Genomic DNA, 23,484 nt, shown 5'->3' with positions numbered 1-23,484 from the left:
TGGCGGGGAGTGTTGGGCCATGGCCCTGTTTCGTTTGCCGTCCAATGGACCCGCTGCACTGATGCCGCGCGGTCACGGGCTGTTGCTGCGCGCGCCGCAGATGTCGGATTTCCCGCAATGGGCGCAATTGCGCGAATTCAGCCGCGCCTATCTCACGCCGTGGGAACCGATCTGGCCCTCCGACGACCTGACCCGCGCCGGCTTCCGCCGCAGGCTTCGCCGCTACACCGAGGATATCGCCGCCGACCGCTCCTATCCGTTCATCATCTTCCGCGAATCGGACGGGGTGATGATCGGCGGCATCACGCTCGCCAATGTCCGCCGCGGCATCGTGCAGGCCGGCACGATCGGCTACTGGGTCGGGCTGCCGCATGCCCATCGCGGCTACATGACGACGGCGCTGCGGGTGCTGCTGCCCTCGCTGTTCGGCGAGCTCAATCTGCACCGCATCGAGGCGGCCTGCATTCCCTCCAATGCCTCGTCGATCCGCGTGCTGGAGAAGTGCGGCTTCACCCGCGAGGGCCTGGCGCGGCGCTATCTCTGCATCAACGGGATCTGGCAAGACCATCTGCTGTTCGGCCTGCTGCACGAGGATTTCCGCGGCTGATCCGTAAGCCTTTTTGTGGATGGCGGTGCCACCCTCGATGCCTTGGGTTCGCCGCCATTGCCTTGCTATAACGGCCGCAAAACAGGGAACCCCGGTTGGGAAATTTGAGGATATTGATGGGTGAAAGGGTGATCAGGTTCGCGCTCGCAGCGGCGGTATCGATCGGTCTCGGTGCCACTTTGTTGCCTTCGGCAGCTCCTGCGCAGTCGCTGAGCGACCGCTTCAAGAGCCTGTTCGGCGGAGGCTCGTCCGACCAGGACAAGCCGGCGACGCCCGCTGCGCCGCAGCAGCTCAACGATGCCGACGCCGAACTGACCTGCCCGCCGGTGCAGATCCGCTCCGGAGCCTCGACCTATTCGGTGGCCGCGAACGGCAAGGAAGCGGTCGGCAACGACGTCAAGTTCCTCGCCTCGATCACGCGCACGGCGCGGCAATGCAATCTGAACAGCGGCCAGATCACGGCCAAGATCGGTATTCAGGGGCGGATCATTGTCGGTCCCCAGGGCGCGCCACCGAGCATTCAGGTGCCGCTGCGCGTTGCCGTGGTGCAGGGCGGCGTCGGCGAGAAGACGATCATGACCAAGGCCTACACCACCACGGTGCAGATGGACGAAAGCGGCAGCGTGCCGTTCAGCCTGGTCGCCGAGGACGTCGTCTATCCGGCGCCGTCGCCGGCCGACAACGACAATTACATCTTCTATATCGGCTTCGACCCGCAGGCGCTGAAGCCGGAGCCCAAGGCCCGCGCGCCGCACAAGAAGAAGTAACAGAGCGTTTTCGAGCGAAGTGGACGCCGGTTCGCGTGACGAAAACGCGTCAAACGGACGAATTTGGCCAAAACAAAAGGCCGGCGCGATGAGCTCGCGCCGGCCTTTTTTAAGGAGTTCAGATCGCGTCAGTTCAGCTTGGAGCGGACTTCGGCGATGCCCTTGCCGACGAGGTTGTCGGCAACCGAGCCCTTGACCGACTGCGACAGGATGGTCGAGGCGGCGGTCACGGCGGCGTTGGCCGCGGCGGCGCGGACATCGGCCACGGCCTGGGCCTCGGCCTGGGCGATCTTGCTCTCGGCGGTCTTGGTCCGCCGCGCGACAAAATCTTCCATCTTGGTCTTGGCTTCGGCCGCGATCCGCTCGGCTTCGGCCTTGGCGTTGGAGATGATCTCCTCGGCCTCGCGCTCCGCGCTGGCGCGGCGCGCCTTGTACTCGCCGAGCAGCTTATTGGCCTCGTCCTTCAGACGGCGGGCGTCTTCCAGCTCGGCCTTGATGCGCTCGGCGCGGTGGTCGAGCGCCGTCAGCAGGGTGCGATGAACGCCGAGATAGCCGAACACGACCAGCAGAAGGACGAAGGCGATCGCAACCCAGGTTTCCGGTTCGTAAAACATCGTCTATCCCTTCAGCGACGCGTCGACGGCGCTGTTGACCGCATTGGCGTCCGGCGTGACGCCGGCAAGTTGCTGGACGATGGCGCCGGCCGCATCGGCCGCGATGCCGCGGACGTTGCTCATGGCGTTGGTCCTCGTCGTTGCGATCTGCTTCTCGGCGTCGGCGAGCTTTGCCGCCAGCTTCTCTTCCAGCGCCTTGCGCTCGGCTTCCGACGCCGCGTTCAGCTTCTCGCGGGTCTCGTTGCCGATCGCCTGCGCGTTGGCGCGCGCATTCGCCAGCTCGGTCTCGTAGGCCTTCAGCGCCGCGTCGGACTCGTCCTTCAGCTTCTGCGCCTCGGCCAGATCGCCCTCGATCTTGTTTTGACGTGCATCGATCGTCCCGCCGACGCGCGGCAGGGCGATACGCGACACGATCAGGTAGAGCGCGACAAATGCAATCGCCAGCGACACCAGCTGCGAGGCGAAGTTGGACGAATCGAACGGCGGAAAGGCTCCGCCGTGATGTCCGCCGTCGGTCTCGGTGTGGGCGCCGGCTTTCTGGCCTTTTGCCTCGCCATGACTCTCAGCCATGGTGTTCTCCTGTTGCTGTCATGCGCGCCGCCCTTGGAACGAACCTTGGGCGGCGCGAAGGGGTTACCGCAAAGCGGAACCGGGTTACCGCAGAGCGGAACCGGGGTGCCGCTCAGAGCGGAACGAACAGCAGGAGCAGCGCGATCAGCAGCGAGAAGATGCCGAGCGCTTCGGTCACGGCGAAGCCGAAGATCAGGTTGCCGAACTGGCCCTGAGCGGCCGACGGGTTACGCACCGCAGCGGCGAGGTAGTTGCCGAAGATGATGCCCACGCCGACGCCCGCGCCGCCCATGCCGATGCACGCGATGCCCGCGCCGATAAGTTTTGCTGCTGCCGGTTCCATATGTAGCTCCTTGAGAAAGATAGACAGATTGGTGGGTGGAGATTCCCCGGACCGCTTAGTGTCCCGGATGAATGGCGTCGTTGAGGTAGATGCAGGTCAGGATCGCGAACACGTAGGCCTGCAGGAACGCGACCAGCAGTTCGAGGGCATACAGCGCAATCGTGAGCGCCAGCGGCAGCACGCCGCCGACCCAGCCGAGCGCGCCCAGCGAGAAGCCGAGCATCGCGACGAAGCCCGCGAACACCTTCAATGCGATGTGGCCGGCCAGCATGTTGGCGAACAGACGAACGCTGTGCGAGACCGGCCGCAGGAAGAACGACAGGATCTCGATGAACATGACCAGCGGCAGGATGTAGATCGGAACGCCGTGGGGGACGAAGATGCTGAAGAATTTCAGGCCGTTCTTGTAGACGCCGTAGATCAGGACGGTGAAGAACACCAAAAGCGCGAGCGCCGCGGTGACGATCAGGTGGCTCGCGATCGTGAAGGTGTAGGGGATGACGCCGACCAGGTTCGAGACGCAGAGGAACATGAACAGCGAGAAGATCAGCGGGAAGAACTTCATGCCTTCCGCGCCGGCCGTGCTGCGAATCGTGGTGGCGACGAACTCGTAGGAGATCTCGGCGACCGACTGCAGCCGTCCCGGAACCAGTTCCCGGCCGCTCGCCAGCATCAGCAGCGCAATCAGCAGCACCGCGATGAGCATGAAGAGCGAGGAATTGGTGAAGGCGATCGTGTGATTGCCGATGTGGCCGAGCGTGAAGAGGGGCTCGATATTGAACTGGTGGATCGGGTCGATTTTCATCCGCGCGGCTCTTGGTCCACCGGCTATCGTGCCGGTAATCGAATTTCAAATGTCGTGACTTCCCGCCAGCGCTCAGCGCTTGCCCGAGGCCACGCCCGCGGACCTCACCACGTTGACCACCCCGGCGACGAAGCCGAGCAGCGTTAACACGATGAAGCCGAATGGCGACGTCGACAGCAAACGGTCGAACCCCCAGCCAATCGCCGCTCCGACGGCAACGCCCGCGATCAGCTCCGAGGAAAGACGAAAACCGAGCGCCATAGCCGAAGCTCTGGCCGCACTGTCCCCGCTTTCATTACCGGATTGATCAGTCTTGCTCCTGCGGCTGTCGCGAATTTCTGACAACCGATGATCGAGACTTCCGAGCCTTGCGGAAAGCGCAGCTTCGTCAGGAGGCGATTGATCGCGACTTCCATTTGCGCCGTCGTTGGTGTTCTCAGCCATGCTGCAAACACTAACCGATGCCGCGGATGATGGAAATTGCGCCCGTCCCCGTCAAAAGCCGCGCGGACCATACTTACCGCGTCTAATCAAGTCAAGATTGCGTCGTAACCAGTTATTGCTTTGATTCTGCTGGTTTTATTTGGAGATATTCAAGGTCAGAGTGACGCAGTGATCGCAGTGCAACAGCTTGCGTGGCATTGAGCGATATTGCGTGGCTATTCCCGCTCTGCTGGGATCGCCGAAAGTCCCGTCCTCTCACGCAGTCAGGTTCCGCATGTCGCGCCAGATCGATTACTACTTCTCGCTGCAATCCCCCTGGGCCTATATCGGCCACAAGCCCTTCGTTCGACTCGTAAGCACTTACGATCTCAAGGTAAATTACCGGCCTGTGCTGCTGGTCGATCTGTTCTCCGAGACCGGCGGACTGCCGCTCGCCAAGCGCCATCCGGTGCGGCAGCGCTATCGGATGATCGAGTTGCAGCGCTGGCGCGACAAGCGCGGGCTGAATTTTCATCTGCAGCCGGCCAACTGGCCGTTCAACGGGCGCCTTGCCGATGGCGTGGTGATCGCGATGCTCGAGTCCGGCCTCGACCCCGAGCCGTTCCTGCAACGGGCCTATCCCGCGGTGTGGGAGCAGCAGCTTAATCTTGCTGATCCTGAGACGCTGGTGAAGCTCGCCGACGATGCCGGTTTGCCCGGCCGGCAGCTGGTCGAGCGCTCCGGCACTGAAGCGATCAGCGCGGCCTATGAGCAGAATCGCCAGAATGCACTGGACGCCGACGTGTTCGGCTCGCCCGGATACGTGCTCGATGGCGAGGTGTTCTGGGGCCAGGACCGGATCGAATTGCTTGAAGACGCGTTGAAGTCGGGCCGCAAGCCCTATAGCTCTGTGGTCTAGGGCAGGAATCAGGTTGAGGCGGAGCAAGCCATGCCCATCGCGATGTCGCCGTCGAAATTGTCCATCGCAATTGCTGCCATCCTGATCGCAAGCGGCGGCGCGGCGATCGCGCAAACCGCGCCGGACACCGAAAATGGCCGCTACGCATTGTCTCCGGCCGGCGACGGTTTCCTGCGGCTCGACACGCACACCGGCGCCGTGTCGACCTGCACCAATTCCAGCGCCGGCTGGGCCTGTTACATGGTGCCGGATGAGCGGGCGGCGCTGGATGCCGAGATCGGTCGCCTGCAAGCCGACAACGACAAGCTCAAGGGCGAGCTCGCTGCGCGCGCACCGTCGGCCAAGACCGACGAGGCGTTGCCGAAATCGGATCAGCTGAAGAAGGCGGAGCCCAAGACCGAGCCGAAGGTCGCCGAGGGCGAGCGCAAGATCGAGATCCCGCTGCCGAGCGACCGCGACATGGATCGCATGATGTCGTTCCTGGAACGGGCCTGGCGGCGGCTGATCGAGATGGCCAACCGCGTGCAGCGCGACGTCAATGGCGGCAAGATTTGATGTTGTGCTGGCGCCGTCTATCCAGCGTCGTCCCGGCCTAGTGCGCAATTGCGCACGGGAGCCGGGACCCATAACCACCGCTGGGAGTTGGGTGGCTAAGCTGGCAACTCCAAATCTTCGTAACTGAGGGGCCGCGGAGTATGGGTCCCGGCCTTCGCCGGGACGACATAGTGAGAGTTACAGATGAACTCATCGAGGACCATCACGCACTCGGCGCCATCCTCCGTCGCGGCAACCAGCATCGTGTCGTCGCGCCTGGCGGTCGAAACGTCGGGCGCCGGCTTTACCGACATCACGCGCGAGGTCGCCAAATTCCTGCGCGAGGCGCGTGCCGGCGAGGGTGCGGTCACGCTGTTCATCCGCCACACCTCGGCCTCGCTGACAATCCAGGAGAATGCCGATCCGACCGTGCTGGTCGATCTGAAGAATGCGCTCGACCGCGCAGCGCCCGAAGACGGCGGCTGGCGTCACGACACCGAAGGCCCTGACGACATGCCGGCGCACATCAAGACCATGCTGACGGCGACCTCGCTGCAGGTCCCCGTGCTCGACGGTCAGATGGCGCTCGGCACCTGGCAGGGCATCTATCTGATCGAGCATCGCGCCCGTCCGCACCGGCGCGAGATCGTGCTGCAATTCGTCGGCGCCACGCGCTGACACGCGCGACCTATCTTTCAAGACCTCGCCTCCAAATGACATCGGCCGCGGATCGCTCCGCGGCCGATGCATTTTGATCGCGATGTCGACGGTCAGGTCTTGGTGATGTCGACGTCCTTGGTTTCCGGAATGAACAGCGCGCCGACCACGACGGTGATTGCGGCGAAGATGACCGGATACCAGAGACCGGAGTAGATGTCGCCGGTCGAGGCGGTGATCGCGAACGCGGTCGCCGGGAGCAGGCCGCCGAACCAGCCGTTGCCGATATGATAGGGCAGCGACATCGAGGTGTAGCGGATGCGGGTCGGGAACAGTTCGACCAGCATGGCGGCGATCGGGCCGTAGACCATGGTGACGTAGAGCACCAGGATGAACAGCAGGCCGATGACCGCGGCCACCTGCGGACGGAAGACATCGAACGGGTGCGACATCTTCACGATGCCGGCGTCACCCGGCTTCGGATAGCCCGCCGCCTGCACCGCCGCGAGGATTGCGGGGTTCGACGTCTTGGCGTCCGTATACGGCACTTCCTTGTCGTTGATCAGGATCTTCACCGGCGAGCCGGCCGGGCCCGGCACCGTCGAATATTTCACCGACGATTGGGCAAGGAAGGCGCGGGCGGTGTCGCAAGGCGCGCTGAAGACGCGGGTGCCGACCGGGTTGAACAGATCGCCGCAGCCGGCCGGATCCGCAACCACCTGCACCTTGACCGTCTCATAGGCCTTCTCCAGCGCCGGATTGGCGTTGGTCGTGATCATCTTGAAGATCGGGAACAGCGTGAGTGCGCCGATCAGGCAGCCGGCCAGGATGATCGGCTTGCGGCCGATCTTGTCCGACAGCGCGCCGAACACCAGGAAGAAGCCGGTGCCGAGCAACAGAGACCAGGCGATCAAGAGGTTGGCGGTGTAGCCGTCGACCTTCAGGATCGATTGCAGGAAGAACAGCGCGTAGAACTGGCCCGTGTACCAGATCACCGCCTGGCCCATGGTCAGGCCGAGCAGCGCGAGGATCACGATCTTGGCGTTGCTCCAGGTCGCGAAGGCCTCGGTCAGCGGCGCTTTGGAGGTCTTGCCCTCCTCCTTCATCCGCTGGAACACCGGCGATTCGTTCAGCCGCAGCCGGATCCAGACCGAGATGCCGAGCAGCAGCACCGACACCAGGAATGGAATGCGCCAGCCCCAGTCGGCGAAGTCCTTTTCGCCGGTGAGGGTTCGCGTGAACAGGATCACCAGCAGCGACAGGAACAGTCCAAGCGTTGCCGTGGTCTGGATGAACGAGGTGTAGTAGCCGCGCTTGCCGGGCGGGGCATGCTCAGCGACATAGGTCGCGGCACCGCCATATTCGCCGCCGAGCGCGAGGCCCTGCAGCAGGCGCAGCGAGATCAGGATGATCGGCGCCGCGATGCCGATGGTCTTGGCGTTGGGCAACAGGCCGACGATGAAGGTCGACAGACCCATGATCAGGATGGTGACGAGGAAGGTGTATTTGCGGCCGACGATGTCGCCGACCCGGCCGAACACGATCGCGCCGAACGGGCGCACCAGGAAGCCCGCGGCGAAGGCCAGCAACGCGAAGATGTCGCGGGTCGCCGGCGGATAGTCCGAGAAGAACTGCGCGCCGATGATGCCGGCCAGCGAACCGTAGAGATAGAAGTCGTACCACTCGAACACGGTACCGAGCGACGACGCGAGGATGACGAAACGCTCATCCTTTGTCATGCCGGCGGGCCGCGCCGAAGTTGCAGTCATAGTGGACATCTGGATTGCTCCCCCCGAAATATTGCTGCCATGCTCGCCCCCGGCTGGCGGGTGAGGCCCGAATAGGCCCTCGGCTTGAGATGAAGGTAACATCGCAGTGAAACCCGCCCCAATAAGACTTTTGGCCTTTTCAGGATCGAACCTATCTTCTGAAGGAAGAGCAGGATGGAGCGCCTCCGCAGGCGTCTATTGCGGCGCACAAGCTGCGCGGGTTAACCGCGTTGGCATCTGGTATTATCAAGCGCTTGCGTGATACTGCCGCGCGGGCGAAAACCGAGCGACGCGGGTTTGCCTAAGGCCCGCTTGTGGGACTGAGATGACTGCTGCTGCCAATACTCATCTTGTCATCGCCGACGACCATCCGCTGTTCCGCGATGCGTTGCGTCAGGCGGTGTCGAGCGTCGTGAGTTCGGCCACGATCAGCGAGGCCGGATCGTTCGAGGATCTGACCGCGCTGCTGGAACGGGACTCCGAGGTCGACCTGATCCTGCTGGACCTGAGCATGCCGGGGATCAGCGGTTTCTCCGGCCTGATCTATCTGCGGGCGCAGTATCCGGCGATCCCGGTGGTGATCGTATCCGCCAGTGACGATGCCGGGACCATCCGCCGCTCGCTCGACTTTGGCGCTTCCGGTTTCATCCCCAAGCGCTTCGGCGTCGAGACGCTGCGGGATGCCATCATGAAGGTGATGGAGGGCGACGTCTGGGTGCCGCCGGACACCGATCTGTCGGCGGCCGGCGATCCCGACATGACGCGGCTGCGCGACCGGCTGGTGACGCTGACCCCGCAGCAGGTGCGGGTGCTGATGATGCTGTCCGAGGGGCTGCTCAACAAGCAGATCGCCTATGAGCTCGGCGTCTCCGAAGCCACCATCAAGGCCCATGTCTCGGCGATCCTGCAGAAGCTCGGCGTCGAAAGCCGCACCCAAGCCGTGATCGCCGCCGCCAAGATCGCCGGCGGCCAGTGGCGCCAGGGCACGCCGCCGACGTAGTCCCGAGCAACTCCAGCTGTGATCGCCGGCCTCGGGCCACGGCATTGAAAAAAGGGGCGCGAAAGCGCCCGATGGCACGCTTTCGCGAAGCCATCCAGATTCCATTCAAACTGCGCATCGGTCGAAAACCGAGTATCCTGTCCGGCATCGGCCCGTGAGAGGCCGCGTGCTTTTGGGGAGAACGCCATGATTTCCGTCACTCGCGTCGCCGGACTATCTCTGGCTGCGGCAATCCTTCTCGGTACCAGCTCTTTCAATTGCGCTCAGGCCAAGCCCTTGATGATCGTCGGCCTGGACGAGAAGCTGTTGTGGGACGACGACGGCAAGCCGGTGCTGTCAGCGCCCGGCAAGGATCAAGTGCTGATCATCGATCTCGCCGATCCCGAGAACCCGAAGATTGCGGCTTCTCTCCCATTGAAGAACTCGGTAGTCGGCCCCCCGGTCAACGTCGCTATCGATCCGACCGGAACGGTGGCGCTGGTCGCGGATTCGGTCGACGTGGTGAAGGAAGGCGACGCTCTGAAGCAGGTGCCGGATAACAAGATCTATGTGATCGATCTCAAGGCGACCCCGCCCAAGCTGGCAGCGACCATTGCCGGCGGAAAGCAGCCATCAGGGTTGAGCTTCAGTCCCGATGGCAAGACGGCGTTGGTTGCCAACCGCGGGGACAATTCGATCAGCGTGCTTTCGGTCAACGGCACTGACGTCAAGATCACCGACACGATATCGATGCCAGACAGTGTCGCACATGTCGCGTTCGCGCCAGACGGCAAGCACGCGCTGGTCGCGCGTTTTCCCGGGCACAAGATATCGGTGCTCGATATCGCCGGCGACAAAGTCACCTACGCCAAGATAGACCTGCCGGCCGGCCAATGGCCTTACAACGTCGCAGTGACCCCGAACAGCAAGATCGCGTTGACGTCGGACAATGGCAACTCAGGCGCGTCGGACGGCAGCGTCGACACGGCCAGCGTCATCGATCTCGAAGCGAAGCCGCCGCGCATCATCGATCGCGTGGTGGTCGGCGATGGACCGGAGGGGCTTGGCGTCAGTCCGAAGGGGGATCTCGCAGTCTCGGTGATCCTGCGCGGCTCGAACATGAAGAATGCGTTCTTCCATGAGAAGAACGGCAGCGTCTCGGTCCTGAAGATCGACGGCAAGAAAGTGACCAAGACCGGAGATATCGAAGTCGGCGGACTGCCTGAGGCCGCGGTCTTCACGCCTGACGGAAAATACATCCTGGTCGGGAACTACCTCAGCCAGGATTTCTCGATCCTCAAGGTCGACGGAACCAACGTCACCGACACAGGCAAGCGCTTTCAGGTGCCAGGGCACCCGGCGTCGGCCGGAATGGGGCCGAACTGAACCGACGCTTGGCGATCTTGCTGGAGCATGTGATTTTCGGTTGAGCCGGCCACTGCGCAGGCTCGCTTCACCTCTCGCGCTTGCGGGAGGGAGCGCCGTGTCTTTGCCGTGCCTTCATGATGCGATTCGATCCAGTCGCATCATGATCCAATGCGAGATGCGCGCCCGGATTGCGCCGCCGCGCGCTACTCCGCCGCCACCATCTGCTGGGTGCGCCATTGTCCGAGTAGGGCGCGGAGCGAGGCGGGTTTCACCGGCTTGTTCAGCACCGCGATGTTTTCCTCGCGCGCGGCGGCGCGCACCGCAGGGCTGCGGTCGGCGGTGATCAGGATCGCCGGAATGCCGTCGCCGAAGCGGCGGCGGATCTCGCGGATCGCGGCGACGCCGTTGCCGCGGTCGAGATGGTAGTCGACCAGGACGCCGGTGACGCGGCCACCGGCGGCCTCGATCGCGCTGATCGCGCCGTCGGCGTCGAGCACCGCGATCACCTCGGCGTCCCACGCCGTCAGCAGCGTCTTCATGCCGTCGAGGATGGCGGGATCGTTCTCGATGCAGACAATCAGCGAGCCGCTCATCGGCGTCTTCGACAGGGGCGTGGCGGTGGTGACGGCCGCAGTATGGTTGACCGCGGTCGCGACCGGCACGGTGACCGAGAACGCCGAGCCGCCGCTGACATTGGCCGAGATCGCGATGCGGTGGTTGAGCACCCGCGCCAGCCGCTCGACGATCGACAGGCCGAGGCCGAGGCCGCGGGCGATCCGGGCGCCCTGCTCGAGGCGGTGGAACTCCTTGAAGATCTCGCCGCGCTTCTGCACGGGAATGCCGACGCCGGTGTCGAAGATGCTGATCTGGAGCGTGGTGCCGCGGCGGCGGCAGCCGATCAAGACGCGGCCGCGCGGGGTATATTTGATCGCGTTGGAGATGAAGTTCTGCAGCAGCCGGCGCAGCAGCGAGCGGTCGGATTCGACCGGCAGCGAGCACGGCACGAAGCGCAGGTCGAGGCCCTTGTCGCGGGCGATCGGCATGAACTCGATCTCCAGCGAGCGCATCAGGTCGGCCATCCGGAAGCTCGTGATCGCCGGCGTCATGGCGCCGGCATCGAGCCTGGAAATGTCGAGCAGCGCGCCCAGGATGTCCTCGATCGCCTCGAGCGAGTCGTCGATGTTCTCGACGAGGCGCGAATCCTCGCCGCCGTTCTGGCGCTCGACCAGGCTCGTGACGTAGAGGCGCGCCGCATTGAGCGGCTGCAGGATGTCGTGGCTGGCGGCCGCAAGGAAGCGTGTCTTCGAGGCGTTGGCGTCTTCCGCGATGCCCTTGGCGAGCGCGAGCTCCGAATTCAGCCGCGTCAGCTCCTCGGTGCGGTCGCGCACCCGCTTTTCCAGCGTCGCGTTGGCGCGCTCCAGCGCCTCCGCCGCCTCGAAGCTCGGCGTGACGTCGGAGAAGGTGATGACGAGCCCGCCGCCCGGCATGCGGTTGGCACGCACCTCGATCACCAGATGGCGGTCGGTGAAGCGTTCCAGATAAGGCTCGCCCTCAGTGGTGTAGGCGCGCAGGCGGGCCTGCAGCAGGCTGTCGCCGTCGCCGGACGCAGGCGGACTGATCGCGCCCATGAATTCGAGGATTTCGGACAGCGGGATGCCGAGCTGCACCAGATGCTGCGGCAGCCCCAGCAATTCGGAGAACTGGCGGTTGGAACAGATCAGCTGCAGATCGGCGTCGAACACCGCGATGCCCTGGCGCACGTGATTGAGCGCGGTCTGCAGGATCTCGCGGTTGAAGTGCAGGGCGGCGTGGGAGTCGTCGAGCAGTTTCAGCGCGGCCTTGGCCGACACCGTGCGCCGTTGCAGCAGCAGCGACATCACAAGGCGCGAGGACGCGGCCCCGATCGAGGAGGCGATCAACCGCTCGGCATGCTGCAGCAACTCGAAATCGGCCGGAGCCGACGCCAGCAGCACGATGTTGCGGTCGACGGCGAAGGAGGCGAAGGCCTCGCGGGTGCGGTCGGGGCCGAGATATTGCGTCACCGTGCTCTGGATATCCTCCACCGTCACCGTGGTGCGCCAGCGCCGGAAGCTGGGCGCGATCGGGGCCAGCGCGTTGGGCACGAACACGTCGGCCTGCAACAACTCGATCGAGGACGGCGCGCGCGCCAGCGAGAACAGCACATAGGTGAGGATGTTGAGCGCGAGGCTCCACAGCACGCCGTGCAGCAGCGGCGGCAGGTCGGCGCCGAACAGCGCCTGCGGCCGCAGCGCCTCGATCCCGAACGGCCCGTGCTGCAGCAGCATCAGGCCGGCGGTCGAGGTTTCCAGGAAGCTCGGGATGAACAGCGTGTAGAGCCACGTCGCGAAGCCGACCAGCATGCCCGCCATGGCGCCGCGTGCGGTGGCTCTGCGCCAGAACAGGCCGCCGAAGAACGCCGGCGCCAGCTGGGTGATCGCGGCAAACGACAACAGGCCGATCGCGACCAGCTGGGTGTTGCCGAGCGCGCGATAGTAGAAATACGCCAGCACCATGATGGCGAAGATCGAGAAGCGGCGCGCCTTCAGCAGGAAATCGCCAAAGTCCTTCTGGCCGGCGCTGGCGTCGTCGCTGCGCGGCAAGACCAGCGGCAGCACGATGTCGTTGGAGACCATGATCGACAGCGCGACGCATTCGACGATCACCATCGCGGTCGCCGCCGACAGCCCGCCGACGAACACGGCGAGGCTGAGCAATTGCGAATTGCCCTCGATCGGCAGCGCCAGCACGAACATGTCGGCATCGACCGCGCCGAACGGGAAGATGACGAGGCCTGCGATCGCGATCGGAATCACGAACAGGTTGATGGCGATGAGGTAGAGCGGGAACAGCCAGCGCGCCCGGGTGACTTCGGCGGGCGTCGAATTCTCCACCACGCTGACATGGAACTGGCGCGGCAGCAGCATGACCGCGCAGAACGACAGCAGCGTCATGATCAGGAAATTGCCGATCGACGGGACATATTCGATCGCGCGCACCGCCTCCGGCGTCTTCAGGGCGCGCTCGTAGAGCTCGACCGGCGAGAACATCCAGAAGGTGACGAAAGCGCCGGCGGCGATGAAGGCGACCAGCTTGACGATGGACTCAGCCGCGATCGCGAGGATCAGGCCGTGCTGGTGCTCGGTCGCGTCGGTGTGGCGGGTGCCGAACAGCACCGCGAACACCGCCATCGCCAGCGTCACCATCAGCGCGATGTCGCCGATCACAGGGATTTTCGAGAACGCCTGGTCCTCGCTCAGGATGGTCTCAAGTGACGAGGCTACTGCTTTCAGCTGCAGCGCGATGTAGGGCACCGAGCCGATGATCGCGATCAGTGCCACGGTCGCCGCCACCGCCTGGCTCTTGCCGTAGCGCGCGGCGATGAAATCGGCGATCGAGGTGATGTTCTGCGACTTGGCGAGCGCGATCACCCGGCGCAGCAGCGGCGTGCACAGTCCGACCATCACGATCGGGCCGACATAGATCGCCAGGAAGTCGATGCTGGTGCGGGTGGCAAAGCCGACCGAGCCGAAGAAGGTCCAGGAGGTGCAGTAGATCGCCAGCGACAGCGGGTAGATCCACTGGCTGGCGCGGCCGCGCTCGCCCGGCGAGCTGCGGTCGCCGCGGCTGGCAATGAAGAACAACAATCCGATGTAGGCGAACGCCGTGGCGATTACGCCCCAGTCGTGCAGCATCGCTGCTCATCTCCTGTCCCGGCCGCTGGGGAAGGGCCGGTTGTCAGGATTATAACGCAAAGGACCGGCCGCGCGATGCACGGCCGGCCCAAATTCGGGGTCGGAAACGGATAGGGTTACTCGGCGGCCAGCGACTTCTGGTGCAGGGGCAGGCCGAGCCGGTCCCAGACCTGGAGCAGCGCCTCGGCCAGCGCGTCGATCAGGCCGTCGTCATGGTAGGGCGAGGGCGTGATGCGCAGCCGCTCGGTGCCCTTGGCGACCGTCGGATAGTTGATCGGCTGGATGTAGATGCCGTGGTCCTCGAGCAGCAGGTCGGAGGCCCGCTTGCACTTCTCGGGATCGCCGACGAACAGCGGCACGATATGGGTGTCGCTCGACATGACAGGCAGGCCGGCGGCGGTCAGGATCGCCTTGGTGCGGGCGGCCCGGTCCTGGTGGCGCTCGCGCTCCCAGTTCGAGGTCTTCAGGTGCCGGATCGCAGCCGTCGCGGCCGAGCAGATTGCCGGCGGCAGCGCGGTCGTGAAGATGAAGCCCGGCGCATAGGAGCGCACCGCGTCGATGACCTCGGCGCGGCCTGCGATGTAGCCGCCGAGGCAGCCGAAGGCTTTTGCCAGCGTGCCCTCGACGATATCGATCCGGTGCATCACGCCGTCGCGCTCGGCGATGCCGCCGCCACGCGGGCCGTACATGCCGACCGCATGCACTTCGTCGAGATAGGTCATGGCGCCGTATTGCTCGGCGAGATCGCAGATCTTGCCGAGCGGTGCGACGTCGCCGTCCATCGAATAAAGGCTCTCACAGACGATCAGCTTCGGCCGGTCGGGACCGGCGGCGATCAAGAGCTCCTCGAGATGCGCGACGTCGTTGTGGCGGAATATCTGGCGTTCGCAGCCGGCCTGGCGCACGCCTTCGATCATCGAATTGTGGTTCAGCGCGTCCGACAGGATCAGGCAGTTCGGGATCAGCTTGGCGAGCGTCGAGATGCCGGTCTGGTTCGAGACATAGCCCGAGGTAAACAGCAGCGAGGCTTCCTTGCCGTGGAGGTCGGCGAGTTCCGCCTCGAGCTGCACCAGCGGATGATGGGTGCCCGCGATGTTGCGGGTGCCGCCGGCGCCGGTGCCGACCCGGGTCGCGGTCTCGACCATGGCACCGACCACCTTGGGGTGCTGGCCCATGCCGAGATAGTCGTTGGAGCACCAGATCACGACGTTGCGGCTGCCCTTCGGCGAATGCCAGGTGGCGTGCGGGAAGCGTCCCGCGATTCGTTCGAGGTCGGCGAACACCCGGTATCGCCGCTCGTCGTGCAGGCGGTTGAGGGCGGCATTGAAGAACTGGCTGTAATCCATCGGCAAACCCAGAAAGCGGAACCTGACCGGAATGACTGCTTCTTCTTAGAGCTTTTCCAGCTCTAATGTCCATGCATTGACCCACATCTGGGCATGCGCCGCAGTTGGGCAAATTGCCCTAGCTCGGGACCGTTCGGCTCGATTTCGGTCAAATCGCCGGGCGACGCTTGCCGCCCGGCGGGGCTCAGGTGGTCCTGAAGCGCAGCATGCCGTCGGCGTGCATCTCGGCCGTCAGGCGGCCCTCGACCAGCATGTAGTTGACATGGGCGACCAGCTCGCCCGCGGCAAAGCCCATCTGGTGCTCGTCGAGCACGTGCTTGTGGAACACCACCGGCACCAGCTCCTTGGAGGTCTGCGGCACCTCGCGGCAAGCCTCGGCGATCAGCCGGCAGCGCTCCTCATGGTGATCGGCGAGCTGCTTGATCCGGGTCTTCAGCCCATAGAACGGCACGCCATGGCCGGGCAGCACCATCACGTCGTAGGGCAGGGTGGTGGTCAGGCTTGCCAGCGACGCCAGATATTCGCCGAGCGAGTTCTGCTCGGGCTCGACCGCCCAGACGCTGACATTGGGCGAGATCTTGCTGAGCACCTGGTCGGCGGACAGGAACAGCTTGTCGGCCGCGCAATACAGCATCACCTGGTCGAGCGCGTGGCCGCCGCCGGTGATCACCTTGAAGCGCCGCATGCCGATCACGACCTCGTCGCCATGGGTGAGGCGGTGATAGGACGGCGGCAGCACCGACACGCGCTTCAGATAGTCCTGGCCGCGGCCGAGCAGCTTCTCCGTGAGGTCCTCGTCCATGCCGTGGCGGCGGAAGAACAGCCGCTGCGCGTTGCGCCGCTCCTCGGTGCCGCGGTTCTGGTGATAGACCGACTGCAGATATTCCACCTGCGACATGAACAGCGGACAGCCGAAGCGCTCGGTGATCCAGCCGGCGAGACCGACATGGTCGGGATGCGAATGCGTCACGATCAGGCGGGTGACCTTGACGTGCTTCAGCGGCCCCTCGAACAGCGTGGTCCAGGCCGCGATCGATTCCTCGTTGCCGAAGCCGGCGTCCACCATGGTCCAGCCGTCGCCGTCGGCGAGCAGATAGATGTTCACATGGTTAAGGCGGAACGGCAGCTTCAGCCGCGCCCACAGCACGCCGGGAGCTACCTCCACGACCTGGTCGTGGCCGGGATGGTTCTCCCAGGGGTATCGCAGTGCCTCCGCCGAGGAGTGCACGGGGTCGGTCTTCGTATGCATGCTACCGGCTTAGCGGCACACGGGCCGCCGCGCCAGCCGAAAAATCAGATAGTCGTCCGGAGAATGGGACGGGTAGTCCGAGAATTCCGTAACCCGGATGATATGAACGGGCGCGCGAACAAACTTCCGTCATTCCGGGGCGCCTCGAAGAGGCGAACCCGGAATCTCGAGATTCCGGGTTCGGTCCTGCGGACCGCCCCGGAATGACGATGGCACCTCAGGCCGCGCGGATGTTCGACAGGAAGCCGTCGATCTCCGAGCGCAGCACGTCGGCCTCGCGGCGCAGCGCGTCGGAGGCGCTCAGCACCTCGCCGGCGGCGGTGCCCGCCTCGGCCGAGGCGGTCGAGACGCCGACGATGTTGCTCGACACCTCGCTGGTGCCGCCCGCCGCATGCTGGATGTTGCGGGCGATCTCGCGGGTCGCCGCGCCCTGCTGCTCGACCGCGGCGGCGATCGCGGTGGTGACGTCGTTGATCTCGCCGATCGTGCTCGAGATGTTGCGGATCGCGGAGACGGCCGTCGTCGTCACCTCCTGCATGCTGACGATCTGCTGGCGGATTTCCTCGGTCGCCTTCGCGGTCTGGCTCGCGAGGTTCTTCACCTCGGAGGCGACCACGGCAAAGCCGCGGCCGGCCTCGCCGGCGCGCGCCGCCTCGATGGTGGCGTTGAGCGCGAGCAGATTGGTTTGCGAGGCGATGGTCTGGATCAGGTCGACCACGACGCTGATGCGTGCGGCATTGTCGGCGAGCCCCTGCATCGTGCTGTCGGTGGCGCTGGCTTCCTCCACCGCCTTGCGGGCGATCTCCGCCGAGGTGACGACCTGGCGGCCGATCTCCTGGATCGAGGACGAGAGCTCCTCGGTGCCGGCCGATACCGTCTGCACGTTGACCGAGGTTTCCTCGGCGGCCGACGCGACGGCGTTGACCAATGCGCTCGACTGGTCCGCGGTCGCCGACATGCTCTGCGCGGTCGACTGCATCGAGTTCGCCGCGGTCTGCAGGCTGCCGAGCGCGCTGCGGACGTTGGATTCGAACGTGACGATCTGCGCTTCCATGCGCGAGGCGCGCTCCGCCTTGGCGCTGCGGTCCTTGTTCTGGTTTTCGGTGAGCTCGCGGCTCTCGACCATGCTCTCGCGGAACACCTGCAGCGCATCGGCCATGACGGCGATCTCGTCGCGCTGGCGGCTCTGCGGGATCTCGGTGTCGAGGTCGCCGTCGGACAGCAGCTGCATCGAGCGCTGCAGGCCGCGGATGCGGCGCAGGATGTTGCGTCCGACATAGAGCCAGACGAACAGGAACGAGCCGACCAGCGTCAGGGCGCCGAGGCCGATCATCACCATGGTCGCGAGCGAGATCTGCTGCCGTGCCTGGAAGGTCGAGCTGTCGGTCTCCTTCTGCACCGCGTCGACCAGCTGCTGCACGCTGATGCCGAGCCCGACATTGAGCTTGCGCGTCTCTTCCAGGATGGTCTGGCCGTAGTCGATCGCGTCGAGCTCCTTCTGGCGGATCTTGAACACGCCGGTCTTGCCTTCGCCGAGCACGAGCAGCCTGGAAGCGGTGTCGCGCACTGCCACGATCGCGGGATTGTTCGGCAGGTCCTCGAGGTTGGACTTGACGCGTTCGCGCCCGGCCTTGAACTCGGCCTCGATCGCATCGAGGGTTTCGCTGGAATTGGCCGACAGCGCCGCGGTCATGTCGGCGGCCATCAGATTGCCGGCGGCGAGCACGTTGCTGATCTGGCCGACGGTGCGGGCCGCTTCAGTGGCGTCGTCCGCGGAGACTTCGGCCGCGGCGAGGATGGCGTTGAGCCGGGTCTGCGCGTCGAGCATCGCGGGACTTGCGGCGGAGACGAACGCCGCCTGCGCCTTGCGCAGTGCGTTGTACTGCTTGTCGCGCAGCGCGCCGACCTCGAGCCGCTCGCGCGCCGCCGAGATCAGGCTCTTGGTCGCCTCGTCGGTGTTCTTGACGTTCTCCTGCAGCGCGCTGACCACGGATTTGTCGGCGCCGAGCTCGATGATCTCGCCAAGCTTGGCGTTGGTGAGCCGCGCGACGTCCTGCACCTTCTTGGTGCGATCGTTCAGCGCGTCGTCGCTCTGCACGGCGAGCAGGCCGGGGCCTTGCGCCGCCAGCGAAGCGCTTTGCGCGGCAAGTTGCAGGCTCGCGGCAAGCCGCGGAATGTCGCGGCCGCTGAGGTCGGTCATGGTGCCGCCGAGCTGATGCAGCACGATGCCGGCGCCTGCGCTGATCACCAGCGCCATGCCTGCGATCACCGCGAATGCCGCGAACAGGCTGCCCCTGACGCCCATCTGCGGCAGATGGATACGCTTGAGATTTGGTTTGCCGAGCTTGAACCGAAACGCCATTGCCCCTGTGCCCCCTGGCCCACTACGCTTGGCCACTATCCTTGGCCACTACTCTTGGATGTTTCCCCGGCGCGGGAGTATCGGTGCGGCCGGTTAACAAAATCGGGAAAATTGCGACGATCTGCAGGATTTTTCAGGGCTGCCGCGCAGTGGCGACGTCTCGGTTCGCCGTGCGGAATCGATGCACGCGATCGGATGCAAAAAGGCCGGCTTGCGCCGGCCTTTTCTACTTCTGATTGTAAGGGCGATCTCAGTAGCGGCCGTAAGCGGGGCCGCCAAGGTTGCCGAGATTGAAGCGATAGTTGAGGCCCGCCTTCACCGTGTGCTCGTCATTGTGGAAGCTGCCGACCGGCACCAGCGCGCCCGGCGCGGTGAAGCGGCTGTCGCCGAAGTCGTAGTACTGGTACTCGACCTTGGCCGACCAGTTCGGCGCGAACATGTATTCGGCGCCGCCGCCGATGGTCCAGCCGTTGCTGTGGTTGTCGCTGAGCCTGAAGCCAACCGGCGCGCCGCCGAGCGTCACCGTTTCGTTGTTGTCGGAATAGGCATAACCGCCCTTCACATAGATCAGGCCCGGGCCCCAGGTGTAGCCGACGCGGCCGGTGATCGAGCCGATGCCGCGCTGGTTGTTGTTGTAGACGTAGCCGCCCGGGAAGATCGCGTTGAGCTGATGGCCGCCGACCCAGGAATACTGGCCTTCGAGGCCGATCACCCACATCGGCGACAGCTGCCAGTCGTAACCGGCCTGCACGCCGCCCATGAAGCGGGCGTCGGAGTCGGACAGCGCGAGGCCGTTGAAATTGTTGTTCTGGGAGAAAACGCCGCCGAGATGGCCGCCGAGATAGAAGCCGGTCCAGTTGTAGAGCGGAGCGGCGTAAACAGGCGCGGGCGCCTTCTGATAGTAGCCACGGTTGAAATCGGCGGCGTTGGCGGTCGCGCCAAAGGCAGCGACGGCCGCCGCGACGGCGGCGGTTGCGAGCAGGAACTTCTTCATGGGGGCAGTCTCCGGACAAGTCATGAGGCGCAGCGTGAATGGCGCCATCCACGGCGATGGGTTAGACCGCATTTGAATAAAATGCAGTCACCGGAACGCTGCGCGGAGCGTTAAGTCGCAGCCTTTGCGGCGAAACGTTTTGTTGTGCCTAACGAACGCTTAAGCCGGAATGAAGCAAGGCTTAATGCGGTGCGCATGAGCCGCGTTTCCTATTAACCAAGCCGTCCGCTAGAGCATGATCCAGAAAAGTGGAAACCGGTTTTCCCTCGCGACAAACGCGGAACGCGTTTGCGCGGAGATCATGCTCAAACAAAGAGATTGGATCGTGATGCGATTCTGTGGAATCGCATCACGATCCAGCCAGTCGCCTGCGCACGTCGTCGCGCATCTGTTCGCGGAACGCCTGGCGGCGGGCGGCGCGATCCCTGACCGGAACGTCGTGGCGATCGAACACGTCGAACTTCTCTAGGATCGGATAGTGCTCGCTCGCCATCGCCAGCACGCGCAGCACGGCGGCAACCTTCGGGGTCGGGCCGCTGACTTCCCATCTGCGCAGCTTCTCGGCGCCGCCGGCGGCCGATAGCCCGCACAGCTTCGCCATGTCGGCCGCCGTCAGCTCGCGGCCCAGCGCCTCGCCGAGATGTTCGCGCAATTTCTTCAGTTCTGGGCCGGTCACGCTTGGTCAGCTCCGCGATGGCAAAATGTGAAGTGAGTCACATGACGTGCTCGAGGCGCGGGTTATACGCCACGCAGGTGAGTTCTAAAGGAAACCATCATGCACGGCATCATCGAAAGCCTCAGCCCCGAACACGATCAGATCGATTGGAAATGGGTCGGCAGTGTGTTCGCCTTCTACGTCGTGCTGACGATCGGCGGGATGGGCGCGCTGCTGGCGCATTGATTCCAGCGCACGCGGGCGCACCGCGTGCCTGCGACTGCCATCGTTTTGCGAAGATCCTGGTGCTGCCAGACAGGATTGAACTGTCGACCTCTCCATTACCAATGGAGTGCTCTACCACTGAGCTACGGCAGCATGCCCGGGAAAAATTGAATCGGCCCCAAGGGCCTGTCCAAGCGGGCGGTTCTTGCCACAGGCCTCCCTTTGGCGCAAGCGAAACAGCGCCCCTGTCGCCCTTGAAATCGGCAGAAATCGACGGCCTCGCCGTTGATTCCGGCCAATCTGGCCGATTTCGGCCGGATTGGGTTCCCGATCGCGCCGAAACTATCCCGATCTGCGCTTGCCGCCGAATCATATCTCCGCAACTGGCCGACCGGGCAGGGTGCGCGAGCACCCGCCATTGGCTATGCTCACCTCGCGCAGGGCGGCGGCGGTTCGAGAGTTTTGCAATGACAGGCGACCAGGACAGAGGCGGCGGGCAGGCCGGAGCCCGCGTGAAGGATTCACGACAGGATCGTCTCAAGCTGGCGCTGCGCGAAAACCTGAAGCGGCGGAAATCGCAGGCGCGCGGTCGTGACGATGCGGCCTCTTCCGAAGCCGCCCATGGTTCGCTAGATGGCGGCTCGCCAGATGACGCCGGCGGAAGCGAGCCGCGCCGTTAACCCGGTTCGTGCGCATTGTTATAAGGAAGCGGGTCGCCGAGATGGCTGTAGATGAGACGACGATCGATCGGCTGAGCGCAACCGCCTACGCCTTCCCGCGCCATGAGCAGACCTTTCCGACCCTGACCGCGCACGAGATCGAGCGGATGCGCCGCTTCGGCGAGCCGCGCGCATACCAGGACGGCGAGGCGCTGTTCGAGACCGGCAAGCCCGGACCGGGCATGTTCGTGGTGCTGTCGGGCAATGTCTCGATCACCCAGCGCGACGGCCTCGGCCATGTCGCGCCGATCATCGACCAGGGACCGGGCCAGTTTCTCGCCGAGATCGGCCAGCTCTCCGGCCGCCCGGCGCTGGTCGACGGCCATGCCGATGGGGTGGTCGAGACGCTGCTGCTGCCGCCCGACCGGCTGCGCGCGCTCTTGGTTGCGGAGGCCGATCTCGGCGAGCGCATCATGCGCGCGCTGATCCTGCGCCGCGTCAGCCTGATCCAGGGCGGCGCCGGCGGGCCGGTGCTGATCGGCCCCGCCTCGGTCGGCAACATGGCGTCGCTGCAGAATTTTTTGGCGCGCAACGGCCAGCCGCACCACCTCCTCGACCCCGCGACCGACAAGGATGCCGCCGACCTCGTCGCGCGCTATTCGCCGACGCGCGCCGAGCTGCCGCTGGTGGTCTGTCCCAACGGCACGGTGCTGCGCAATCCGTCCGAGACCGCGCTTGCGATGGCGCTCGGCATGATCGGCAACAGCGCGCATGAAAAACTCTACGATGTTGCCGTGGTCGGCAGCGGCCCGGCCGGGCTTGCCACCGCGGTCTATGCGGCGTCGGAAGGCCTGTCGGTTGCGGTGTTCGATTCCCGCGCCTTCGGCGGCCAGGCCGGCGCCAGCATGCGCATCGAAAACTATCTGGGCTTTCCGACCGGCATCTCCGGCCAGGCGCTGGCCGGGCGCGCCTTCAACCAGGCGCAGAAATTCGGCGCCGAGATGCTGATCCCGGTCTCGATCAAATCGCTCGACTGCACGAAAGCGTCCGGCGCATTCGTGCTCGACACCGCCTGCGGGCATACGCTGCGCGCGAAATCCGTGGTGGTCGCCAGCGGGGCGCGCTATCGCCGGCCCGAGATCGACAATCTCGATGCCTTTGAAGGCCGCGGCGTCTGGTACTGGGCCTCGCCGATCGAGGCGCGGCTCTGCGCCAACCAGGACGTCGTGCTGGTCGGCGGCGGCAACTCCGCGGGACAGGCGGCGGTGTTCCTGTCGGCGCATGCCCGCAAGGTCAACATGATGATCCGCGGCGGCGGGCTCGGAGCCAGCATGTCGCGCTATTTGATCGAGCGCATCGAGGCGACGCCGAACATCGAATTGATGTTCAACACCGAGGTGATCGGGCTCGACGGCGCGGAGACGCTGCAGCGGGTGCGCTGGCGCAGCCGGCTCGCGCCCGACGAGTTCACCATGGATATCCGTAATCTCTTTTTGTTTGTCGGCGCCGATCCCGCGACCGGCTGGCTCGAGGGCTGCGGCGTGCAGGTCGACCGCGGCGGCTTCGTGATGACCGGCGTGCAGACCGGCGAAGGCGCGCGCGCCGTGCCGCTGCTCGAGACCACGGTGCCCGGCGTGTTCGCGGTCGGCGACGTCCGCTCCGGATCAGTCAAGCGCGTCGGCGGCGCGATCGGCGAGGGCGCGCAGGTCGTCGCCGCGCTGCACGGCTATCTCGCTGACGCGGGTGATCACACGCTGTAGCAACGTCGATGCGACTCACGCAAACGTTTTCCCGTCATCTTGAGGAGCCGCGAAGCGGCGTCTCGAAGGATGAATCGGCCACAGTGTGGCCGTGCATCCTTCGAGGCTCGCAAGAGCTCGCACCTCAGGATGACGGATCAGATAGCTGCGACAGGTAAGGGCCGAA

Annotated in this window: 22 protein-coding genes and 1 tRNA gene; 10 read left to right on the top strand and 13 right to left on the bottom strand. The window is 64.9% G+C overall.

Annotated features, from left to right (window positions below; translation table 11 throughout):
- Positions 1-19: 19 nt before the first annotated feature.
- Positions 20-607, top strand: a complete 588-nt coding sequence (locus ACVW1B_RS31475; RefSeq protein WP_026191927.1) for a GNAT family N-acetyltransferase — start codon at positions 20-22, stop codon at positions 605-607.
- A gap of 116 nt (positions 608-723) precedes the next feature.
- Positions 724-1,374: a hypothetical protein gene (locus ACVW1B_RS31470; RefSeq protein WP_057019442.1), complete on the top strand. Its 651-nt coding sequence runs from the start codon at positions 724-726 to the stop codon at positions 1,372-1,374.
- A 128-nt stretch (positions 1,375-1,502) separates the two neighbouring features.
- On the opposite strand, the gene ACVW1B_RS31465 is transcribed toward ACVW1B_RS31470, so the two are convergent.
- The 5 genes from ACVW1B_RS31465 to ACVW1B_RS31445 all read right to left on the bottom strand — a co-directional run bounded on the left by ACVW1B_RS31465 (position 1,503) and on the right by ACVW1B_RS31445 (position 4,150).
- On the bottom strand, positions 1,503-1,988 hold the full coding sequence (locus ACVW1B_RS31465; protein WP_253606439.1) for a F0F1 ATP synthase subunit B family protein: 486 nt from the start codon (positions 1,986-1,988) through the stop codon (positions 1,503-1,505).
- A gap of 3 nt (positions 1,989-1,991) precedes the next feature.
- Positions 1,992-2,558 carry a F0F1 ATP synthase subunit B gene (locus ACVW1B_RS31460; protein ID WP_076830944.1) on the bottom strand — a complete coding sequence of 189 codons (567 nt, stop codon included), beginning with the start codon at positions 2,556-2,558 and terminating at the stop codon, positions 1,992-1,994.
- A gap of 112 nt (positions 2,559-2,670) precedes the next feature.
- On the bottom strand, positions 2,671-2,901 hold the full coding sequence (locus tag ACVW1B_RS31455; RefSeq protein ID WP_016847054.1) for a F0F1 ATP synthase subunit C: 231 nt from the start codon (positions 2,899-2,901) through the stop codon (positions 2,671-2,673).
- A 55-nt stretch (positions 2,902-2,956) separates the two neighbouring features.
- Positions 2,957-3,706 carry a F0F1 ATP synthase subunit A gene (locus ACVW1B_RS31450; RefSeq protein ID WP_016847053.1) on the bottom strand — a complete coding sequence of 250 codons (750 nt, stop codon included), beginning with the start codon at positions 3,704-3,706 and terminating at the stop codon, positions 2,957-2,959.
- Between the two features lie 72 nt (positions 3,707-3,778).
- Positions 3,779-4,150, bottom strand: coding sequence for an AtpZ/AtpI family protein (locus tag ACVW1B_RS31445; RefSeq protein WP_028338953.1), 372 nt, complete (start codon positions 4,148-4,150; stop codon positions 3,779-3,781).
- A gap of 274 nt (positions 4,151-4,424) precedes the next feature.
- Between ACVW1B_RS31445 and ACVW1B_RS31440 the strand changes: the two genes are divergently transcribed.
- The 3 genes from ACVW1B_RS31440 to ACVW1B_RS31430 all read left to right on the top strand — a co-directional run bounded on the left by ACVW1B_RS31440 (position 4,425) and on the right by ACVW1B_RS31430 (position 6,260).
- Positions 4,425-5,048 (top strand): 2-hydroxychromene-2-carboxylate isomerase, encoded by a 624-nt coding sequence (locus ACVW1B_RS31440; RefSeq protein ID WP_225160800.1) that lies wholly within the window; start codon positions 4,425-4,427, stop codon positions 5,046-5,048.
- A gap of 30 nt (positions 5,049-5,078) precedes the next feature.
- On the top strand, positions 5,079-5,603 hold the full coding sequence (locus tag ACVW1B_RS31435; RefSeq protein ID WP_253606441.1) for a hypothetical protein: 525 nt from the start codon (positions 5,079-5,081) through the stop codon (positions 5,601-5,603).
- 183 nt (positions 5,604-5,786) lie between these two features.
- A complete protein-coding gene (locus tag ACVW1B_RS31430) occupies positions 5,787-6,260 on the top strand; it encodes a secondary thiamine-phosphate synthase enzyme YjbQ (protein WP_253606443.1) in 474 nt (157 codons plus the stop codon).
- Positions 6,261-6,352: 92 nt separating this feature from the next.
- Here ACVW1B_RS31430 and ACVW1B_RS31425 read toward each other — a convergent pair whose 3' ends face one another.
- Positions 6,353-8,017, bottom strand: a complete 1,665-nt coding sequence (locus ACVW1B_RS31425; protein WP_035631004.1) for an MFS transporter — start codon at positions 8,015-8,017, stop codon at positions 6,353-6,355.
- Between the two features lie 316 nt (positions 8,018-8,333).
- On the opposite strand from ACVW1B_RS31425, the gene ACVW1B_RS31420 reads away from it, so the two are divergent.
- Positions 8,334-9,008, top strand: a complete 675-nt coding sequence (locus ACVW1B_RS31420; protein WP_057019436.1) for a response regulator — start codon at positions 8,334-8,336, stop codon at positions 9,006-9,008.
- A gap of 186 nt (positions 9,009-9,194) precedes the next feature.
- Positions 9,195-10,373, top strand: coding sequence for a YncE family protein (locus tag ACVW1B_RS31415; protein WP_253606445.1), 1,179 nt, complete (start codon positions 9,195-9,197; stop codon positions 10,371-10,373).
- A 185-nt stretch (positions 10,374-10,558) separates the two neighbouring features.
- Here ACVW1B_RS31415 and ACVW1B_RS31410 read toward each other — a convergent pair whose 3' ends face one another.
- The 6 genes from ACVW1B_RS31410 to ACVW1B_RS31385 form a co-directional block, all read right to left on the bottom strand.
- Complete coding sequence (locus ACVW1B_RS31410; RefSeq protein WP_253606447.1) at positions 10,559-14,068, bottom strand: PAS domain-containing hybrid sensor histidine kinase/response regulator; 3,510 nt, start codon at positions 14,066-14,068, stop codon at positions 10,559-10,561.
- A gap of 116 nt (positions 14,069-14,184) precedes the next feature.
- Positions 14,185-15,414, bottom strand: a complete 1,230-nt coding sequence (gene hemA, locus ACVW1B_RS31405) for a 5-aminolevulinate synthase (protein ID WP_253606449.1) — start codon at positions 15,412-15,414, stop codon at positions 14,185-14,187.
- A 184-nt stretch (positions 15,415-15,598) separates the two neighbouring features.
- On the bottom strand, positions 15,599-16,663 hold the full coding sequence (locus ACVW1B_RS31400) for an MBL fold metallo-hydrolase (protein ID WP_253606450.1): 1,065 nt from the start codon (positions 16,661-16,663) through the stop codon (positions 15,599-15,601).
- A gap of 217 nt (positions 16,664-16,880) precedes the next feature.
- Positions 16,881-19,025 (bottom strand): methyl-accepting chemotaxis protein, encoded by a 2,145-nt coding sequence (locus ACVW1B_RS31395; RefSeq protein ID WP_253606452.1) that lies wholly within the window; start codon positions 19,023-19,025, stop codon positions 16,881-16,883.
- A 250-nt stretch (positions 19,026-19,275) separates the two neighbouring features.
- Positions 19,276-20,019: an outer membrane protein gene (locus ACVW1B_RS31390; protein ID WP_028333722.1), complete on the bottom strand. Its 744-nt coding sequence runs from the start codon at positions 20,017-20,019 to the stop codon at positions 19,276-19,278.
- 349 nt (positions 20,020-20,368) lie between these two features.
- Positions 20,369-20,695, bottom strand: coding sequence for a hypothetical protein (locus ACVW1B_RS31385; protein WP_456822713.1), 327 nt, complete (start codon positions 20,693-20,695; stop codon positions 20,369-20,371).
- A gap of 99 nt (positions 20,696-20,794) precedes the next feature.
- Between ACVW1B_RS31385 and ACVW1B_RS31380 the strand changes: the two genes are divergently transcribed.
- Complete coding sequence (locus ACVW1B_RS31380) at positions 20,795-20,920, top strand: hypothetical protein (protein WP_256521266.1); 126 nt, start codon at positions 20,795-20,797, stop codon at positions 20,918-20,920.
- Between the two features lie 57 nt (positions 20,921-20,977).
- Here the strand turns inward: ACVW1B_RS31380 and ACVW1B_RS31375 are convergent.
- A tRNA-Thr gene (locus tag ACVW1B_RS31375) sits at positions 20,978-21,052 on the bottom strand.
- Positions 21,053-21,366: 314 nt separating this feature from the next.
- On the opposite strand from ACVW1B_RS31375, the gene ACVW1B_RS31370 reads away from it, so the two are divergent.
- Both ACVW1B_RS31370 and ACVW1B_RS31365 read left to right on the top strand, forming a co-directional pair.
- Positions 21,367-21,579, top strand: coding sequence for a hypothetical protein (locus ACVW1B_RS31370; RefSeq protein WP_253606477.1), 213 nt, complete (start codon positions 21,367-21,369; stop codon positions 21,577-21,579).
- Between the two features lie 41 nt (positions 21,580-21,620).
- Positions 21,621-23,318, top strand: coding sequence for an FAD-dependent oxidoreductase (locus ACVW1B_RS31365; RefSeq protein ID WP_456822712.1), 1,698 nt, complete (start codon positions 21,621-21,623; stop codon positions 23,316-23,318).
- Positions 23,319-23,484: the final 166 nt, after the last annotated feature.

The sequence above is a fragment of the Bradyrhizobium sp. USDA 4502 genome, from assembly GCF_054063355.1.
Note: the sequence above shows the minus strand (reverse complement) of the source record. Positions and strands in the feature narration are given on the sequence as shown.

Excerpts from the sequence above, each read along its gene's own strand:
- ACVW1B_RS31435 (WP_253606441.1), top strand. The coding sequence starts at position 5,079 with ATGCCCATCGCGATGTCGCCGTCGAAATTGTCCATCGCAATTGCTGCC.
- ACVW1B_RS31365 (WP_456822712.1), top strand. The coding sequence starts at position 21,621 with ATGGCTGTAGATGAGACGACGATCGATCGGCTGAGCGCAACCGCCTAC.
- ACVW1B_RS31400 (WP_253606450.1), bottom strand. The coding sequence starts at position 16,663 with ATGCATACGAAGACCGACCCCGTGCACTCCTCGGCGGAGGCACTGCGA.
- ACVW1B_RS31470 (WP_057019442.1), top strand. The coding sequence starts at position 724 with ATGGGTGAAAGGGTGATCAGGTTCGCGCTCGCAGCGGCGGTATCGATC.
- ACVW1B_RS31475 (WP_026191927.1), top strand. The coding sequence starts at position 20 with ATGGCCCTGTTTCGTTTGCCGTCCAATGGACCCGCTGCACTGATGCCG.
- ACVW1B_RS31425 (WP_035631004.1), bottom strand. The coding sequence starts at position 8,017 with ATGTCCACTATGACTGCAACTTCGGCGCGGCCCGCCGGCATGACAAAG.
- ACVW1B_RS31415 (WP_253606445.1), top strand. The coding sequence starts at position 9,195 with ATGATTTCCGTCACTCGCGTCGCCGGACTATCTCTGGCTGCGGCAATC.
- ACVW1B_RS31460 (WP_076830944.1), bottom strand. The coding sequence starts at position 2,558 with ATGGCTGAGAGTCATGGCGAGGCAAAAGGCCAGAAAGCCGGCGCCCAC.
- ACVW1B_RS31430 (WP_253606443.1), top strand. The coding sequence starts at position 5,787 with ATGAACTCATCGAGGACCATCACGCACTCGGCGCCATCCTCCGTCGCG.
- ACVW1B_RS31370 (WP_253606477.1), top strand. The coding sequence starts at position 21,367 with ATGACAGGCGACCAGGACAGAGGCGGCGGGCAGGCCGGAGCCCGCGTG.
- hemA (WP_253606449.1), bottom strand. The coding sequence starts at position 15,414 with ATGGATTACAGCCAGTTCTTCAATGCCGCCCTCAACCGCCTGCACGAC.
- ACVW1B_RS31440 (WP_225160800.1), top strand. The coding sequence starts at position 4,425 with ATGTCGCGCCAGATCGATTACTACTTCTCGCTGCAATCCCCCTGGGCC.
- ACVW1B_RS31395 (WP_253606452.1), bottom strand. The coding sequence starts at position 19,025 with ATGGCGTTTCGGTTCAAGCTCGGCAAACCAAATCTCAAGCGTATCCAT.
- ACVW1B_RS31380 (WP_256521266.1), top strand. The coding sequence starts at position 20,795 with ATGCACGGCATCATCGAAAGCCTCAGCCCCGAACACGATCAGATCGAT.
- ACVW1B_RS31390 (WP_028333722.1), bottom strand. The coding sequence starts at position 20,019 with ATGAAGAAGTTCCTGCTCGCAACCGCCGCCGTCGCGGCGGCCGTCGCT.
- ACVW1B_RS31450 (WP_016847053.1), bottom strand. The coding sequence starts at position 3,706 with ATGAAAATCGACCCGATCCACCAGTTCAATATCGAGCCCCTCTTCACG.
- ACVW1B_RS31455 (WP_016847054.1), bottom strand. The coding sequence starts at position 2,901 with ATGGAACCGGCAGCAGCAAAACTTATCGGCGCGGGCATCGCGTGCATC.
- ACVW1B_RS31410 (WP_253606447.1), bottom strand. The coding sequence starts at position 14,068 with ATGCTGCACGACTGGGGCGTAATCGCCACGGCGTTCGCCTACATCGGA.
- ACVW1B_RS31465 (WP_253606439.1), bottom strand. The coding sequence starts at position 1,988 with ATGTTTTACGAACCGGAAACCTGGGTTGCGATCGCCTTCGTCCTTCTG.
- ACVW1B_RS31445 (WP_028338953.1), bottom strand. The coding sequence starts at position 4,150 with ATGGCTGAGAACACCAACGACGGCGCAAATGGAAGTCGCGATCAATCG.
- ACVW1B_RS31420 (WP_057019436.1), top strand. The coding sequence starts at position 8,334 with ATGACTGCTGCTGCCAATACTCATCTTGTCATCGCCGACGACCATCCG.